Source organism: Flavobacterium nitrogenifigens (assembly GCF_003254565.1).
GTDB classification, from domain to species: domain Bacteria; phylum Bacteroidota; class Bacteroidia; order Flavobacteriales; family Flavobacteriaceae; genus Flavobacterium; species Flavobacterium nitrogenifigens.
Genome location: NZ_QJRI01000171.1, coordinates 138,407 through 153,159, shown reverse-complemented (window position 1 = coordinate 153,159; position 14,753 = coordinate 138,407). Strand labels below are relative to the sequence as shown.

The window sequence follows — 14,753 nt, the reverse complement described above, 5'->3', positions numbered from 1 at the left end:
AAATTCACTTAAAGAGAAAGTAGTTTTTCTTTGGCTTTTGTTCTCATTTCTTCAAAGAAAAGTGTAAATTCTTCTTCAAACTCATCATAAAATTCAGTAAGTTCTTCAACAGCAAACTGCATTTGTGAAATGTTTTTAGACCTTCTGTCCATTTGCGTCAAAATATTCTGGATTCCTTCAGTGGTTCGATAACTCAAAAGCCAGTTTCTTTCAATCATATAAGGCATTAAACCTTGTGTTTTTTCGGTTAAAATATCATAATTATCATGCAAAGAATGATAAAAACGTTTAACAAAAAGCTCTAATTCTTCATTAGAATATCGCGTCCAGTTTTTAGCTAAGAAATGATCGTAAACGATATCTACAATAACTCCCGCATAATGATGGTATCGCTCGTGAAGGCGTTTAGTGCTTTTTCTAAAGATATCATGAGAATCGGTGTAAGTGTCAATGAATCGATGCAGTAAAATTCCTTTTTGTACATCTTCGGGAAAATGCTCAAACTGTTTACCGCGAATTCCATCCGCCATAAAATTCCCGATTTTAATTAAATCATTGTCTCCAGAAAGATATATATGGGCTAAGAAATTCATTTTTTGTAAGTTTCTAAGAATCTAAATGCTCTAAAGATTCTAAGTTATTTAGTAAATGTATAAAAACTTTTTTAAATCATTTTGTTATAAAATTGAGTCTTTTTGACCTGAAACGGTATTATAATTTGAAAATCTTAGAGTCTTAGTAACTTAGTAACTCAGCAACTTTTTTATATTTGTAAAAAAATAACCCTAACTCACAAAAATGACTCTAATAAAATCTATTTCTGGAATCCGTGGTACGATCGGAGGAAAAGTAGGAGATAATCTAACTCCTGTTGATGCTGTAAAATTTGCATCGGCATACGGAACTTTCTTGAAAAACAATATTGCTAAAGATAAATTGACTGTTGTAATTGGCCGTGATGCAAGAATCTCTGGACCAATGATTCATAATTTAGTTGTGAATACTTTAATTGGTTTAGGAATCGATGTAATTGATCTTGGGCTTTCTACAACGCCAACTGTTGAAGTGGCTGTTCCTTTGGAAAAAGCTGACGGCGGAATTATCTTAACAGCATCTCATAATCCAAAACAATGGAATGCTTTAAAATTATTAAATGCTAAAGGTGAATTTTTAAGTGGAGCTGACGGAGCAAAAATTCTTGAAATTGCTGAAGCAGAAGCTTTTGATTTTTCTGATGTAGACAGTTTGGGCGAAGTTATTTCTAATGACGCTTACATGGATATTCATATCGATGAAGTTTTAAATTTGCCATTGGTTGATATTGAAGCGGTTAAAGAAGCTAAATTTAAAGTGGTTGTTGACGGTGTAAATTCTTCAGGCGGAATTATTATTCCGAAACTTCTAAAATTAATGGGAGTTGAAGTGGTTGAGTTATATTGCGAACCAAACGGACATTTCCCGCACAACCCAGAACCTTTAAAAGAGCATTTAACTGATATTTCTGAGCTTGTTGTAAAAGAAAAAGCTGATTTCGGTATCGTAGTAGATCCAGATGTTGATCGTTTGGCTTTTATTAGCGAAGACGGTGAAATGTTTGGTGAAGAATATACTTTGGTTGCTTGCGCAGATTACGTTTTGAGTAAAACTCTAGGAAATACAGTTTCTAATATGTCGTCTTCTCGTGCTTTAAGAGATGTTACTAAAGCACACGGCGGAAGTTATGAAGCAAGTGCAGTAGGTGAGGTGAATGTTGTGGAATTGATGAAGAAAAATAATGCGATTATCGGTGGTGAAGGAAATGGCGGAATTATCTACCCAGAATTGCACTACGGACGCGATAGTTTGGTTGGAGTTGCTTTGTTCTTAACGCATTTGGCAAACAAAAAAATGCCAGTTTCTGCTTTGAGAGCTTCTTATCCAGAATACTACATGAGCAAAAATAAAATTGAATTGACTCCGCAAATTGATGTTGATGCGATTTTAACTCAAATGACAGAGAAATACAAAAACGAAGATATTTCGACAATTGACGGTGTAAAAATTGATTTTGCTACAGAATGGGTTCATTTAAGAAAATCAAACACAGAACCAATTATTCGTATCTATACTGAAGCGCCTTCTCAAGATGCAGCAGATAAATTAGCACTTCGAATTATTGATGAAATTAAAGTAATTGCTGGAATCTAAATTTTCAGTTTTTTAAATAACTAAGCCTCTTTGGATATATCTAAAGAGGTTTTTTTTGTAAAAAAACATTCCGTTAGGAATGTCTCGTCGGTAGAAAAAAAATGGTGTTGCGTGGGTTTGTGTCCTGTAGGGACACCTGATTTTATGAATGGAATTGATTTCGTAATTAATCAGACGTTCCTACAGAACGATACCTGATGTACATAATCTGGTTCTACCAACGAGACATTCCTAACAGAATGTATTAGTTCTTAATTATTTTAATTGATTTTTTAATCTTTCCATAGGAAGCATTTACAATGTAAACTCCTTTTGGAAGCTTATCTCCAATTTTAATATCTTCATTTGTAAAATAATCGGTAGAAGAAAAACAAATTGTTCCTTTCATATCAATTACCTTAATGCTCAAAGGTTCTGTTGTGCTAGATTTAATATGTAAAGTGGCTTGCGTTTTTACAGGATTTGGATAAATTGTAAAACTGTCTTTTTCAAGCTCATTATCTTTAAGACCAAGATTGGCAACTGCAAAATCGATGAAATTAAAATTGAAGTCATTTGATTTGAATTTGATTTTCAGATACACTTCGCCTTTTGGCAAAAAAACTTCATTTACCACTTTGTTGGTAAAAGTCTGCCAGTCTCCAGTTGGCGGAAAAGTTTCATCGGCTTTCACCACAACATCATTTACTAGAATGTCAAATTTTCCTGCTAATACAGGTGAAGCCACTCTAAAAGTTAAATTGTAGGTTCCTGCATCGGCGACATTCAGCATAAATTCGTTCCAATCTCCATTATTAATAAAACAAACATTTTGGCCCGTGCCAGAATCTGTCGTTGCTTGTAGGCCAGTTCCTTTTCTTCTATAATGTTTGTTGGCGGTAACACGTCCTGGAACATTCATTTTCTTTGTTGTATAAGGGACATTGATATATTCGGTTCCGATGGGCTTTAAAACACCACTTGTCGAGCTTAATAATTGTCCTTCTAACATATCGGTCCAAGTTGGATCTACTCTCCCAGAAAACCATGAATAGCGAAAAATATCAGGATCATTTTCATAGCTCGTTAAAATTTGTTTCATAAAAGAGGTTTTTTCGTCAGCAGTCTGAATAACTCTGTTTGCAAACTCCGTAATCCAGAGCGGACGATTGAATCTCTTTAAATTTCCAGTAACGCCTATTACAGAACCAGCACTAGCATCATAAGTGTGGAAAGCAATATAGTCTACTTTACAATTAGGACATAATTGAAAAAACTGATTGTGCCAAACAACGGGATCAGAAATTCCTCCGTAATTATTTGGCCCGTTATATGCAGGGGAGGCGCTTATAATTTCTAGATTTTTTGCGGCAGCAATTTTTTCAATATTTACCCACGCGTTCACTGCCTCTTGTGGAGTTAATCTTGCCCCATCGGTAAAATTAGGTTCATTAAAAGCTAAAAGATATTTGGCTCCTGGTTTTATTTTATTTATAAAATCTTGAACTTCATTGTCATTGATTTTTCCCCATGCCATTGGAACAAACTCAACTCCGAGAGATTCATAATTGGCTCGTAAATCGGCATCAGGTTCAGGCGACCAATTGTACCACCAAGAGATTCCTGGTTTTAAGGCTGCCATATCTGCTTGAGAGTGGTATCCGTAAGCGATTCCTCTTTTCGGACTTTGAGCAAAGAGAGGAAAAAAGAGAAATGATAATAAAAATGAAAAAAATAGTTTTTGGATCATGCTTAATTATTTTTTGGTTCTTTATTGGATAATTAGAGAAGAGCCAAATTTAAATTGTTTCCTTTTTTTATCCATTCAAAAAAATCATTACAAAAACACATCAAATCGCATATAAAGAGCGCATTTAGGTAGTATTGTCCAGTTTTAAAAGAAAAAGTCCGAAAAAGCAAATGCTGCTTTTCGGACTTTCTATTGAGTTATTTCAAGACGTTATTCAATACGGTGTTTCCATCTTTTGTGTGTCCACAAATAAAATTCGGGAGCTTCTAGAATTTGTTTTTCTACTTCTTTAAGATACATTTCAGTGATTTTAAAATTTTCAAATTCTTTCGGATTATCAGCAAGAGGAATAAACGTAGCCTCATAATAACCTCTTCTAACTTTTTTAACCTCTACAAAAAGTACTGCCAAATCATATTTTTTTGCTAATGTTTCGGCGCCTGTATGCACAGGAACTTCGACTCCCATAAATTTCATCGAATGAAAAATTCTTTCCATTTTTGGTGATTGGTCGCTTGCTAAACCGTAAAGGCTTAAAATGCCCTCACGCTGGTTTTTTGCCATTGTTGGAATCGCTTTTCTGGTTTCGATCATCTCGGTGTTGTATTTAGAACGGATTTTTCGAATTAATCTGTCAAAATAAGGATTAGCCAGCCTTTTGTAAACCGCAACCCCTTGAAATCCGAGTTTGGGATTAATGGTTAAAAGCCATTCATAACTTGCATAATGTGAAGCCACAAGAATTACGCTTTTTCCTCTTTTAGCATAATCAAGCACAAGATCAATGTTTGTTACATGAAATCTTCTTTCCATTTCTTCAGGAGACATGCTCATGGTTTTCACCATTTCCAGAAACAGGTCACACATATGTTTGTAGAATTTCTTTTCAATTACTTTTCTTTCCGCATCATTTAAATGAGGTAAAGTAAGGGCAAGATTCTCACGAACTACTTTTTTGCGATATCCGATCACTCTATATACCAAAAAACAGACAAAATCTGAGAATAAGTAAAATATCGGAAAAGGAAGTATAGAGATAAGCCAAAGTAATGGGTAGGCTAAAATATAAACAAGAAACTGCATTTAAATTTTTTTGACAAAGATAAATTAAAAATGATTAGCGATCGATATTTTGCATTCGTGCTAACTTATCTTTAAGAATGACTATATTTACAATTCACAATAATTAATACTCATGAATATTATTTTAATAGCGATTATCGTTGCGAACGTTGTTATTAGTTACAAAGGTTTTAATGATCTTTATTTTTTTAGAAAATACGAATTTCACGTAGGAAGCATTCGTTCTGGAGAGCAAATTAGAATGCTTTCGTCTGGTTTTCTGCATGTAGATATGATGCATTTGATTTTTAACATGCTGACTTTGTATTTTTTTGCTCCCGTAGTTTTAGGCTGGCTAGGTAATTTTTCTTTTATCTTGGTTTATTTTGGAAGTTTAATTTTTGGAAGCCTTTTGACCATGTTGTTTCATAAAAACGATTATAGTTACAGAGCTGTTGGAGCTTCTGGAGCTGTAACCGGAGTTTTGTATTCGGCAATATTGCTGCAACCTGACATGATGCTTGGGATATTTTTTGTCATTCCGATGCCGGCTTATATTTTCGGAATTTTGTATTTATTGTACTCAATTTACGGAATGAAAGCTAAAAATGACAATATTGGACATACAGCACACTTTGGAGGTGCTATAGGAGGTTATTTGATCACTTTGATAAAACAGCCATCATTATTTACAGACCATTCATTGATGGTTATTCTGCTTGCGATTCCGATTTTGATACTTTTTGGAATGGCAAAATTGGGGAAATTGTAAGCTTGGCACAACTTTTGGAATGCTCTTGTCAAACATTAAAATTTAACAAAAATGAAAAAACTAGTATTATTTTTAACAATCATGTTTATGACTATGTCTTACGGCCAAGAAATCAAACAAATACCTCTAATTAATGTTAATGGAGAAGGAAAAGTAAAAGTAGCACCTGATCAGGTTTGTATTTCAGCTTCGGTTGAAACAAAAGGGAATAATGCTAAAGATGTTAAAAAACAAAATGACGAAAAGATGGATGCTGTCTTAAAATTCATCAAAAAAATGAATATTCCAACAGCAGATTTCAAAACAAAACAAGTAGCTCTTAATCCGCAGTACGATTATGAGAAAAAGAAAACTTCTTATAACGCTACACAAACGGTAGAAATTGTAGTAAAAGATTTGTCTAAGTATGATGAGTTAATGGAAGGTTTGGTTCAGCAAGGAATCAATAGAATCGACAGAGTTTCTTTTGAATCATCTAAATTAGCGCAATACGAGTCTGAAGCTAGAAAATTAGCGATGAAAGATGCTAAAGTAAAAGCTGAGGAATACGTTTCTGTTTTAGGACAAAAAGTGGGTAAGGCGTTTACAATCTCTGATAACTCTCAAATTTACCGTCCACAGCCAATGTATGCTGCTATGAGAATGAAAGAAGCAGACTCAATGGGAGGAGCTTCAAATGAAACTTTAGCAATTGGCGAAATCGAAATTACGGCAAATGTTAGTGTAAGTTTTGTGTTAGATTAAACGATATAAAAATCCAATAATTAAAATCCAAATTCCAATTTATACTGGGATTTGGATTTTTTTTATTTTGTTATTGAGTTTGGAATTTGGAATTTCAGTATTGGAATTTAATTTAAAATTTAATCAATCTTTAGCGGAAGCGTAAACCTAAATGTACTTCCTTTTCCTTGTTGGCTTTCTACTGAGATTTCTCCTTTATGGATGTTTACAAACTCTTTGCAAAGTAACAATCCGAGTCCGCTTCCGAGTTCGTTTTCTGTGCCTTTTTGAAGCACTTTTCCGTTAATTTTAAATAACTTTTCTTTGATGTAATCAGGAACTCCAATTCCGTTGTCTGTAATAGAGATTTCTGCTTTCTGATTGGTCTTGGCCAGTTTTAGTTTTATTTCTCCATTCTTGTCCGTAAATTTAATGGCATTGCTTAGCAAATTACGCAGAATGGTATTAATCATATTTTTGTCTACTTCTGCCTCAACTAGAAAAGCTGATTCAAATGTGATGTTTATATTTTTATTTAAAGCTGCATTTCTGCTTAGCTCGATATTCTCTTCAATTAAAGCATTTAACAATATGTTTTTAGGATGAAAAGTAATCATTCCGGTTTGGACTTTAGACCATTCTAAAAGATTCTCAAGCAGTTTATAAATATTTTTATTGGAGTCATGCAACAGTTCTGATATCTCTTTTATTTCTTCACGGCTGTACTGTTCTATATTTTCCAGCAAAATTTCAGAAAGAGAAACCGATGATCCTAAAGGCCCTCTTAAATCATGAGAAATAATAGAGAAAAACTGGTTTCTGTCACTTAAAAGCTTCTTGATTTTATTATCCTGCCTTTCTTTTACCAAAAGCAAAAAACCTACAATTCCAATTAAGGTCAGAAGGAAGAGGCAAATGCTGTAAAAGCTATCAAAAGCATCATTGGAAATAATAAGATTTTGAGGATGCAAGTATCTGTGAAATATTCGTATTGCAATTAGAATTTCGAATCCGGTATAGCATAAAACATAGAAAGTCTTGAAAAAGCTTTTTTCTTTTTCTATAAAATAAATAATTGTAGGCAATAAATAGATAGCAAAAACACCAATGCCGCCAATGATAACACGAGTATTCATTGAGGCGTCAAACAGTGTTGAAATATTAAAAAGAAATATTGACGCAGCTGTAATAGCTATTTGAATTTGAAACTGCCTTTTTGCATGTGTTTTAATGAGCGACAGCATTGCAATGGTTTCAAAGCAACAGGCGGCAAAAATCATAGAATTGGCAATATTGATAGAGGCAAAGTCCGGGATAATATTTCGTAGAAGAGCCAGTATCCAAGCAAAAGTCAGTATTAATTTACCTAATCCAAACCATTTTAATATTTTTTTGTTGTCACTATTAGCGTATGAAAACGAAAAACTAAAAATGAGAAGGCAGGTAAAAAAATTACCCCAGAAATAAAGCAGAAAAATGGTTTTTGGATCTACTGGTAAAAGTTCAAACATTAAAAGGATTTTGCTTTTTGGAAATCGATTTTACAAATATACGAATAAAGTAAACATTCAGACCTGATTTGGCGCTTCAAGAGCTGTGTTTCTGCATATTTAACAATTAGTTCTCTTTAGAATTGTTCCTGTTTTTTTACATTTACATAAAGTTAAATTATTCAAAAAAGGAAATAATTAAAAGAAAGAATTAAATTACATATTGAATGATTTCTTAGATTTGTAAAAAGTACCACAAAACTCTTTGTTATGCCACTAATTGAACAATCAGAATATAATTCTCCTTCGATTATTCATCGCAACAGGCATGTTTCTACTATTTATGCTGCCTTGATAAAAAGGTTCGAAGTGCCTGAATATACAAGAGAAAAGCATGAATTGAATGACGGAGATTTTATCAACATCGATTACATTTTAAATGACTCAAAAAAAGCGGTTATTTTATGCCATGGCTTAGAAGGTGATTCTCGCAGAACGTATAATAACAGCTGTGCGGCTTATTTTTTGCAGAAAGGTTTTTCGGTTTTTGCATGGAACAATCGTACTTGTGGAGGAGAAATGAATCGTCTTCCAAGATTATATCATCATGGTGCTGTTGACGATCTTGATGAAGTGGTTCGGTTTGCTTTGAGTAAAGGGATTGAAGATATTTATTTAATAGGATATTCAATGGGAGGCGTGCAGCTTCTTAATTATTTGGGTTGGACAAAAATTGATCAGCGCATAAAGGCAGCGGTTTCAATTTCGGTTCCCACACATATTGCAACAAGTGCAGAAGTGCTTAAGCAAGGTTTTAATAGAGTGTATCTAAAGAATTTTACAATAGATATTAAAAAGAAACTGAAATACAAAGCAGCACAGTTTCCTGATTTTATCAACCGAGATCAAATTGATAATATTTCTACTTTTGATGAAGTCGATCAGTATTTTACGGCACCGCTTCATGGATTTGCGAGCCGAGACGATTATTACGAACGTGTTTCTCCAGAGTTTTCACTTAAAAACATTACAACTCCAGTTTTAATAATTAATTCGTTAGACGATCCTTTTTTGGGTGAAAGATGTTACCCGAGAACTATTGCCAAAGACAGCGCCTATGTTTATCTAGAAACGCCTAAGTATGGTGGGCATTGTGCTTTTCCGCTTCGTGATTCTGAATATTCTTATGCCGAGAAAAGAGCGTTTAAGTTTTTTGAATCTTTTAGGTCTAATAATACTTTGGTTTAAAAAATAAATTTATTCATCGCCCGAATTCTCAATTTCAGAAGGTGCTTTTTTTCTAATGCTGGTACTCAGATAAAAAAACAATCGTATCGTATGATTCATGTCATATTGATATCCAGAATATTTTTGCTGATATACATTCATATAACCAAAATCGTAGCTCCATTTTGGATTTATATTTTTTTTGATTCCGATAAAAAAGCGGTTTTGATCAAAAGTATTGTAAACCACTTCTTCTCCAAAATGTAGCAGAATCTCATCTGAAAGAACCATTTGTGGCCACGATTTTTTATCAGAAATTCGGAAAGTGAAACTCATCAGATAGCGAATTCGATTGGTAAAACGCCAATCACCACTGGGTTTATCGTTAACGATTTTTTCCTGCCAGCGCTGTTCATTTCGTAAGCGCTGCAAAATGCTTACATTCCCAAATTTTGTGTTTAATTGTGCCTGCTGATAAATCCTGTTTTCGTCAGAAAAAGTACTCCAATCGGGATTTGACGGAGCAAGCCACATATGCGCATATCCTAGATTTAGAGAAATATTTGAATTTGGAATATAGCTGATACCTCCTCTTATAAAATAAAAACTCGGGTCGGAAACAAAATCATTTCGTCTGATATGAAAGTCACCAATCATACCCCAATGATCTGCAAATTTGGTAACAGTATTTATAGAAACCCAGGTTTGAAGCTGCTGGTTAATTCCTTTTTCCTGTCCTTGTCCCAATACATTTAAAGAAAGCAAGAAAATCAGGATTCCGATAAAATTGGTTTTCATAAAAAGCACGATAGAAATTAATTAAAAAAGTAAATTTCTTTAAAATCGGTAATAAGTAATGAGTTGTTAAAGTAAAGATATTCTTTTTTAACGAGAAATTATGTCTTATATTTAAGTTTTAATTTGTTTTATATCAGGTTTTTATGTGTTTTGAATCAAATATATTAAACACGTTAAACAAAATTTTTAATCAAATGATTAAAAATTTTGTTTAACGTGTTTGTAAAAAACTTAACTTTGCCTTTAAAAATATTAAATATGAGTGCTTCAGCATCTGAGAAAAAAGATTCTACTACAGAAGAAAAGATAAAAACAGCAGCCAAAACTGTTTTTTATAAAAAAGGTTTTGCAGCAACGCGAACGAGAGATATTGCTGAGGAAGCAGGTTTGAATCTTGCTTTGCTTAATTATTATTTTAGAAGCAAGGCTAAACTTTTTGAAATCATTATGGCAGAAACTTTTTCTGGTTTTATAGGAAGTATGAAAGTGATTTTGGATGATGAGAAAACTTCTTTGGAACAAAAAGTAATAACTATTGCCGAGCGATACATTGATTTTATCAGTATAGAACCTGAAATTCCAACCTTTATTTTAACTGAAATTCGTAATAATCCAGAAGAACTTTTAAAAAAACTGCCCATTAAAGAAATCGTAAATGATTCTGTTTTTATTAAACAATTTCAAGAAGCAGTTCAAAATAAAGAAATAACAGAACCTAATCCGTTGCACTTTTTGATGAATCTGTTGGGATTGGTCGTTTTTCCATTTATAGTCAAACCCATTATTATGGGAAGCAGAAATCTGGAAACAGAACAGTTTGATGCGCTAATGCAAGAGCGCAAGAAAAAAATTCCGATCTGGATCAATATGATGTTTAAAGCCTAATACTAACCAGAAGTTAATTTATACTGTAATGAGAAGGAAATTATACTTTAAATATATTGGAATCTTGTCCTTTATAACAGCTCAAGCTCAGACTTTGACAATTGACCAAAGTTATCAGTTGGCTGTTGAGAATTATCCTTTAATAAAACAATATGAACTTATTGAAAAAAGTAAAGAATATACTTTGAGTAATGCCAATAAAGCTTATCTGCCTCAAATAAGTCTAACCGCAATTGAAGGATACGTTTTTGGAGATTTTCCGACTTTGGGAAGTTCAGGAAACGACAGCAAATTTAAGTTTATTGGTCTCGGACAAGTCAATCAGACTATTTGGGATGGAGGCGCTACGAAAACACAGAAGAAGATTATTGAGGCATCTTCAAATGCAGATAAGGCTTCTGTAGAAGTTTCGCTTTATGATTTACGTTCTCGAGTAAATCAGCTTTATTTCGGCGTATTGCTTATTGACGAGCAATTGAAACAGCTGCAGATACAAAATGCCATTATTGCCAATAATATTGATAAGGTTAAAAAACTTCACCAAAATGGTTTGGCGTATAAAACGGATGTTGATGAAATGAAAGCTGAACAGCTAAATCTTAGCAGACAGAAAAAAGATTTTGAATATACTAAAGCAGGTTACCAAACGATGCTTTCTTATTTGATAGGGAAAAACATCAGCCAAGAAAAATTTGGAAAACCTTTCAATTCTTCTAGTCTCGACACCATTATCAAACGTCCAGAACAATTGCTTTTTGCTAGTCAGCGCAATCTGGTAAATGCACAGTCCGAAATGCAGAAAGTCAGCCTTATGCCTAAAGTTGGATTATTGGGTGCAGGAGTAGTTTTGGCACCTGGAATTAATTTGGGGACTAATAAAATTTCTACCGTTGGAGTTGCTGGAGTAAGTGTTGGATGGGATATAAAAGGATTGTATAAAAATTCAAACGAAAAACAGCTGACACAGCAGAATTTGAAAAAAATAGAAGTTCAAGAAGAGACCTTTTTATTTAACACCAGATTTCAGATGAATCAAAAAACGGCCGACATTGAAAGACAGAAAGCCATTTTGAAAGATGATGATGAAATTGTAAAACTTCGTCAGACCATTCGAGAAGGATATCAGCTGAAATACGACACTGGCGCTGGCCCGTTGATCGATTTATTGAATGCGACAGAAAAAGAGGGAAATGCGCGAGCAGAAAAAGCATTGCATGAAATTCAGTTGCTTATGGCAGAATACGAGTATCAAACAATCAAAGGAAATTAATACTATACACTATGAAAAAGATAAAGCTTTTATATTTTCTTATTCCAGCAATATTCATGTTTTCATGCAATAATAAAGAAAATGATTTTGATGCTTCGGGATCTTTTGAAGCAGTTGAAACCATTCTGTCAGCAGAAGCAAATGGTCAGATTTTACAATTGAATGTAGAAGAAGGCCAGCAATTAGAAGCAGGACAGAAAGTAGGTTTTATAGACAGTACACAGCTTGCTATTAATAAAATGCAATTGCGCCAAAATGAAAAAGCAATTTTGAGCGGAAGACCGCAAATACAGATACAGACTGAAAGTTTAAAAAGACAGCTTGATAATGTGATTTTAGATCGTAACAGGACTGAAAAATTAGTAAAAGGCGGAGTAGCTTCTCAAAAGCAATTGGATGATATAAATTCTAAAGTAGCCGCTTTACAGTCTCAAATTAAGGCTCAGAAAAGTTCGTTGGAAACCACAACTGAAAATTTAACTCAGCAGGGGAATACAGTTGGAGTTCAGTTAAAAGGAATTGAAGATCAGTTAAGCAAGAGTATGATTGTAAATCCGATTAAAGGAACCGTTTTGGCAAAATATGCAGAACAGTATGAAATGGCGGTAATTGGAAAACCATTATACAAAATTGCCAATTTGGAAACACTTGATTTGAGAGCGTATATAACGGGAACGCAACTGCCACAAATTAAAATAGGACAGCAGGTTAAAGTGCGCATTGATCAGGGAGAAAAGAAATACAAAGAGTATCAGGGTACAATTGCATGGATTTCAGATAAATCAGAGTTTTCTCCAAAAACAATTCCGACTAAAGATGAAAGAGCCAATTTGGTTTACGCCATAAAAGTAAGAGTGAAAAATGATGGCTATCTGAAAATTGGTATGTACGGAGAAGTGCTTTGGTCAAAATAAAACAATAGTTTATGTCTGCAGTTACATTAAAAAATATTACTAAAAAATATGGTGATTTTGTCGCTGTAGATGAGGTGTCTTTTGAAGTGCAGAAAGGAGAACTTTTTGGGTTAATTGGTCCTGATGGCGCTGGAAAAACTTCGATTTTTAGAATCTTAACGACATTACTTTTGGCAGAAGGAGGAACTGCTTCTGTTGAAGGACATGATGTTGTAAAAGAGTTTCAGGAAATTAGAAACAAAGTAGGCTATATGCCTGGAAAATTCTCCTTGTATCAAGACTTGACAGTGAAAGAAAATCTCGAGTTTTTTGCCACTATTTTCGGAACTACAATTGAGGAAAATTATGAATTGATCAAAGATATTTACGATCAGATAAAACCTTTTAACGACAGACGTGCTGGAAAACTTTCGGGAGGAATGAAGCAAAAACTGGCTTTGTGCTGTGCGCTAATTCATAAGCCTGAAGTACTATTTTTAGATGAACCCACAACAGGTGTAGATGTGGTTTCTCGAAGTGAATTTTGGGAAATGCTGGGAAAACTTAAAAAGCAAAATATCACAATCGTAGTTTCGACTCCTTACATGGACGAAGCAAAATTATGCGATCGCATTGCGCTTATCCAAAACGGAAAAATAATGACAGTTGATGAACCGCAGGAAATTATAAACCGTTTTCCTAAAATGCTTTTTGCCGTAAAAGCAAAAAATATCTATAAGCTTTTACAAAATCTTAGAACCGAAAAAGAGGTGGAGAACTGTGATGCATTTGGAGAATTTCTTCATCTGACATTAGTCTCAGAACAACCAGATGTAGAGAAAGTAAAAGCGATTGCCCAAAAATACAATCCCGAAGATTTAGAAGTAAAAAAAATAGAACCCACAATCGAAGACAGTTTTATTCGTCTAATGCGGGAACAAAATCATTTGAATGAACCAAAAGAAATGCTGAATGGAAAATAAAGCTATAGTTTGTAAAGATTTGACCAAACAATTTGGCGATTTCAAAGCGGTTGACAAAATTAGCTTTGAAGTGAGCGAAGGCGAAATTTTTGGTTTTTTGGGTGTCAATGGAGCTGGAAAAACAACCGCTATGCGCATTCTCTGCGGACTTTCTTTTCCGACTTCTGGAGAAGCCCACGTGGCGGGATTTGATGTATACAATCAGCAGGAAAAAATTAAAAAGAATATTGGCTATATGAGTCAGAAGTTTTCGCTGTATGATAATCTGACCATTCTAGAAAATATTGAATTTTTTGCTGGAGTTTATGGAGTTTCAAGACCTGAAATTAAAGAAAGAAGTAAAGATTTGATTTCGACTTTAGGTTTGGAGAAAGAAGCCAAAAAACTGGTTGGAGGATTGCCATTAGGATGGAAACAAAAACTGGCTTTTTCTGTTGCGGTATTTCATCGTCCAAAAATTGTATTTCTAGACGAACCTACAGGAGGCGTTGATCCAATAACCAGACGTCAGTTTTGGGAAATGATTTATCAGGCAGCAGCCGATGGAATTACGGTTTTTGTGACCACACATTATATGGACGAAGCCGAATATTGTGACCGAATCAGTATTATGGTTGACGGGCATGTTGCAGCAATAGATTCTCCATCAGCATTAAAAAAACGCTTCGATGCCGTTTCTATGGATGGCGTTTTTTATGAATTGGCGCGAAATGCCCAAAGAACATCAGATTAGT

14 protein-coding genes are annotated in these 14,753 nt (G+C 34.0%); 9 read left to right on the top strand and 5 right to left on the bottom strand.

All coding sequences use genetic code 11. From position 1 onward, the window contains the following. Positions 1–8 precede the first annotated feature (8 nt). Positions 9–593 carry an acyl carrier protein phosphodiesterase gene (locus DM397_RS08965; protein WP_111377208.1) on the bottom strand — a complete coding sequence of 195 codons (585 nt, stop codon included), beginning with the start codon at positions 591–593 and terminating at the stop codon, positions 9–11. Positions 594–798: 205 nt separating this feature from the next. On the opposite strand from DM397_RS08965, the gene glmM reads away from it, so the two are divergent. Then, positions 799–2,187: a phosphoglucosamine mutase gene (gene glmM, locus DM397_RS08960; protein ID WP_111377207.1), complete on the top strand. Its 1,389-nt coding sequence runs from the start codon at positions 799–801 to the stop codon at positions 2,185–2,187. 244 nt (positions 2,188–2,431) lie between these two features. Here glmM and DM397_RS08955 read toward each other — a convergent pair whose 3' ends face one another. Beyond that, positions 2,432–3,916, bottom strand: coding sequence for a glycosyl hydrolase (locus DM397_RS08955; protein WP_111377206.1), 1,485 nt, complete (start codon positions 3,914–3,916; stop codon positions 2,432–2,434). A gap of 210 nt (positions 3,917–4,126) precedes the next feature. Further along, positions 4,127–4,999 carry a lysophospholipid acyltransferase family protein gene (locus DM397_RS08950; RefSeq protein ID WP_111377205.1) on the bottom strand — a complete coding sequence of 291 codons (873 nt, stop codon included), beginning with the start codon at positions 4,997–4,999 and terminating at the stop codon, positions 4,127–4,129. A gap of 112 nt (positions 5,000–5,111) precedes the next feature. Between DM397_RS08950 and DM397_RS08945 the strand changes: the two genes are divergently transcribed. Both DM397_RS08945 and DM397_RS08940 read left to right on the top strand, forming a co-directional pair. Beyond that, positions 5,112–5,750, top strand: a complete 639-nt coding sequence (locus DM397_RS08945) for a rhomboid family intramembrane serine protease (RefSeq protein ID WP_111377204.1) — start codon at positions 5,112–5,114, stop codon at positions 5,748–5,750. Positions 5,751–5,801: 51 nt separating this feature from the next. Continuing rightward, positions 5,802–6,494 (top strand): SIMPL domain-containing protein, encoded by a 693-nt coding sequence (locus DM397_RS08940; RefSeq protein ID WP_111377203.1) that lies wholly within the window; start codon positions 5,802–5,804, stop codon positions 6,492–6,494. 119 nt (positions 6,495–6,613) lie between these two features. Here DM397_RS08940 and DM397_RS08935 read toward each other — a convergent pair whose 3' ends face one another. Continuing rightward, a complete protein-coding gene (locus DM397_RS08935) occupies positions 6,614–7,984 on the bottom strand; it encodes a sensor histidine kinase (protein WP_111377202.1) in 1,371 nt (456 codons plus the stop codon). A gap of 249 nt (positions 7,985–8,233) precedes the next feature. Between DM397_RS08935 and DM397_RS08930 the strand changes: the two genes are divergently transcribed. Then, a complete protein-coding gene (locus tag DM397_RS08930) occupies positions 8,234–9,211 on the top strand; it encodes a YheT family hydrolase (RefSeq protein ID WP_111377201.1) in 978 nt (325 codons plus the stop codon). A 9-nt stretch (positions 9,212–9,220) separates the two neighbouring features. On the opposite strand, the gene DM397_RS08925 is transcribed toward DM397_RS08930, so the two are convergent. Continuing rightward, the gene (locus tag DM397_RS08925; protein ID WP_111377200.1) at positions 9,221–9,988 is read right to left on the bottom strand and encodes a DUF2490 domain-containing protein; all 768 of its coding nucleotides are present in this window, start codon (positions 9,986–9,988) and stop codon (positions 9,221–9,223) included. 258 nt (positions 9,989–10,246) lie between these two features. Between DM397_RS08925 and DM397_RS08920 the strand changes: the two genes are divergently transcribed. The 5 genes from DM397_RS08920 to DM397_RS08900 are packed head-to-tail and all read left to right on the top strand — an operon-like array spanning position 10,247 to position 14,752. After that, positions 10,247–10,873, top strand: coding sequence for a TetR/AcrR family transcriptional regulator (locus tag DM397_RS08920; protein WP_111377199.1), 627 nt, complete (start codon positions 10,247–10,249; stop codon positions 10,871–10,873). A gap of 28 nt (positions 10,874–10,901) precedes the next feature. Further along, the gene (locus tag DM397_RS08915; protein ID WP_111377198.1) at positions 10,902–12,143 is read left to right on the top strand and encodes a TolC family protein; all 1,242 of its coding nucleotides are present in this window, start codon (positions 10,902–10,904) and stop codon (positions 12,141–12,143) included. An 11-nt stretch (positions 12,144–12,154) separates the two neighbouring features. Continuing rightward, positions 12,155–13,057, top strand: a complete 903-nt coding sequence (locus DM397_RS08910) for an HlyD family secretion protein (protein ID WP_111377197.1) — start codon at positions 12,155–12,157, stop codon at positions 13,055–13,057. Positions 13,058–13,068: 11 nt separating this feature from the next. Further along, the gene (locus DM397_RS08905; protein WP_111377196.1) at positions 13,069–14,019 is read left to right on the top strand and encodes an ABC transporter ATP-binding protein; all 951 of its coding nucleotides are present in this window, start codon (positions 13,069–13,071) and stop codon (positions 14,017–14,019) included. After that, positions 14,009–14,752 carry an ABC transporter ATP-binding protein gene (locus tag DM397_RS08900; RefSeq protein WP_111377195.1) on the top strand — a complete coding sequence of 248 codons (744 nt, stop codon included), beginning with the start codon at positions 14,009–14,011 and terminating at the stop codon, positions 14,750–14,752. The genes DM397_RS08905 and DM397_RS08900 overlap by 11 nt, the downstream gene beginning before the upstream one ends. Position 14,753: the final 1 nt, after the last annotated feature.

Excerpts from the sequence above, each read along its gene's own strand:
- DM397_RS08910 (WP_111377197.1), top strand. The coding sequence starts at position 12,155 with ATGAAAAAGATAAAGCTTTTATATTTTCTTATTCCAGCAATATTCATG.
- DM397_RS08920 (WP_111377199.1), top strand. The coding sequence starts at position 10,247 with ATGAGTGCTTCAGCATCTGAGAAAAAAGATTCTACTACAGAAGAAAAG.
- DM397_RS08900 (WP_111377195.1), top strand. The coding sequence starts at position 14,009 with ATGGAAAATAAAGCTATAGTTTGTAAAGATTTGACCAAACAATTTGGC.
- DM397_RS08940 (WP_111377203.1), top strand. The coding sequence starts at position 5,802 with ATGAAAAAACTAGTATTATTTTTAACAATCATGTTTATGACTATGTCT.
- DM397_RS08945 (WP_111377204.1), top strand. The coding sequence starts at position 5,112 with ATGAATATTATTTTAATAGCGATTATCGTTGCGAACGTTGTTATTAGT.
- DM397_RS08930 (WP_111377201.1), top strand. The coding sequence starts at position 8,234 with ATGCCACTAATTGAACAATCAGAATATAATTCTCCTTCGATTATTCAT.
- DM397_RS08905 (WP_111377196.1), top strand. The coding sequence starts at position 13,069 with ATGTCTGCAGTTACATTAAAAAATATTACTAAAAAATATGGTGATTTT.
- DM397_RS08915 (WP_111377198.1), top strand. The coding sequence starts at position 10,902 with ATGAGAAGGAAATTATACTTTAAATATATTGGAATCTTGTCCTTTATA.
- DM397_RS08955 (WP_111377206.1), bottom strand. The coding sequence starts at position 3,916 with ATGATCCAAAAACTATTTTTTTCATTTTTATTATCATTTCTCTTTTTT.
- glmM (WP_111377207.1), top strand. The coding sequence starts at position 799 with ATGACTCTAATAAAATCTATTTCTGGAATCCGTGGTACGATCGGAGGA.
- DM397_RS08950 (WP_111377205.1), bottom strand. The coding sequence starts at position 4,999 with ATGCAGTTTCTTGTTTATATTTTAGCCTACCCATTACTTTGGCTTATC.
- DM397_RS08925 (WP_111377200.1), bottom strand. The coding sequence starts at position 9,988 with ATGAAAACCAATTTTATCGGAATCCTGATTTTCTTGCTTTCTTTAAAT.
- DM397_RS08965 (WP_111377208.1), bottom strand. The coding sequence starts at position 593 with ATGAATTTCTTAGCCCATATATATCTTTCTGGAGACAATGATTTAATT.
- DM397_RS08935 (WP_111377202.1), bottom strand. The coding sequence starts at position 7,984 with ATGTTTGAACTTTTACCAGTAGATCCAAAAACCATTTTTCTGCTTTAT.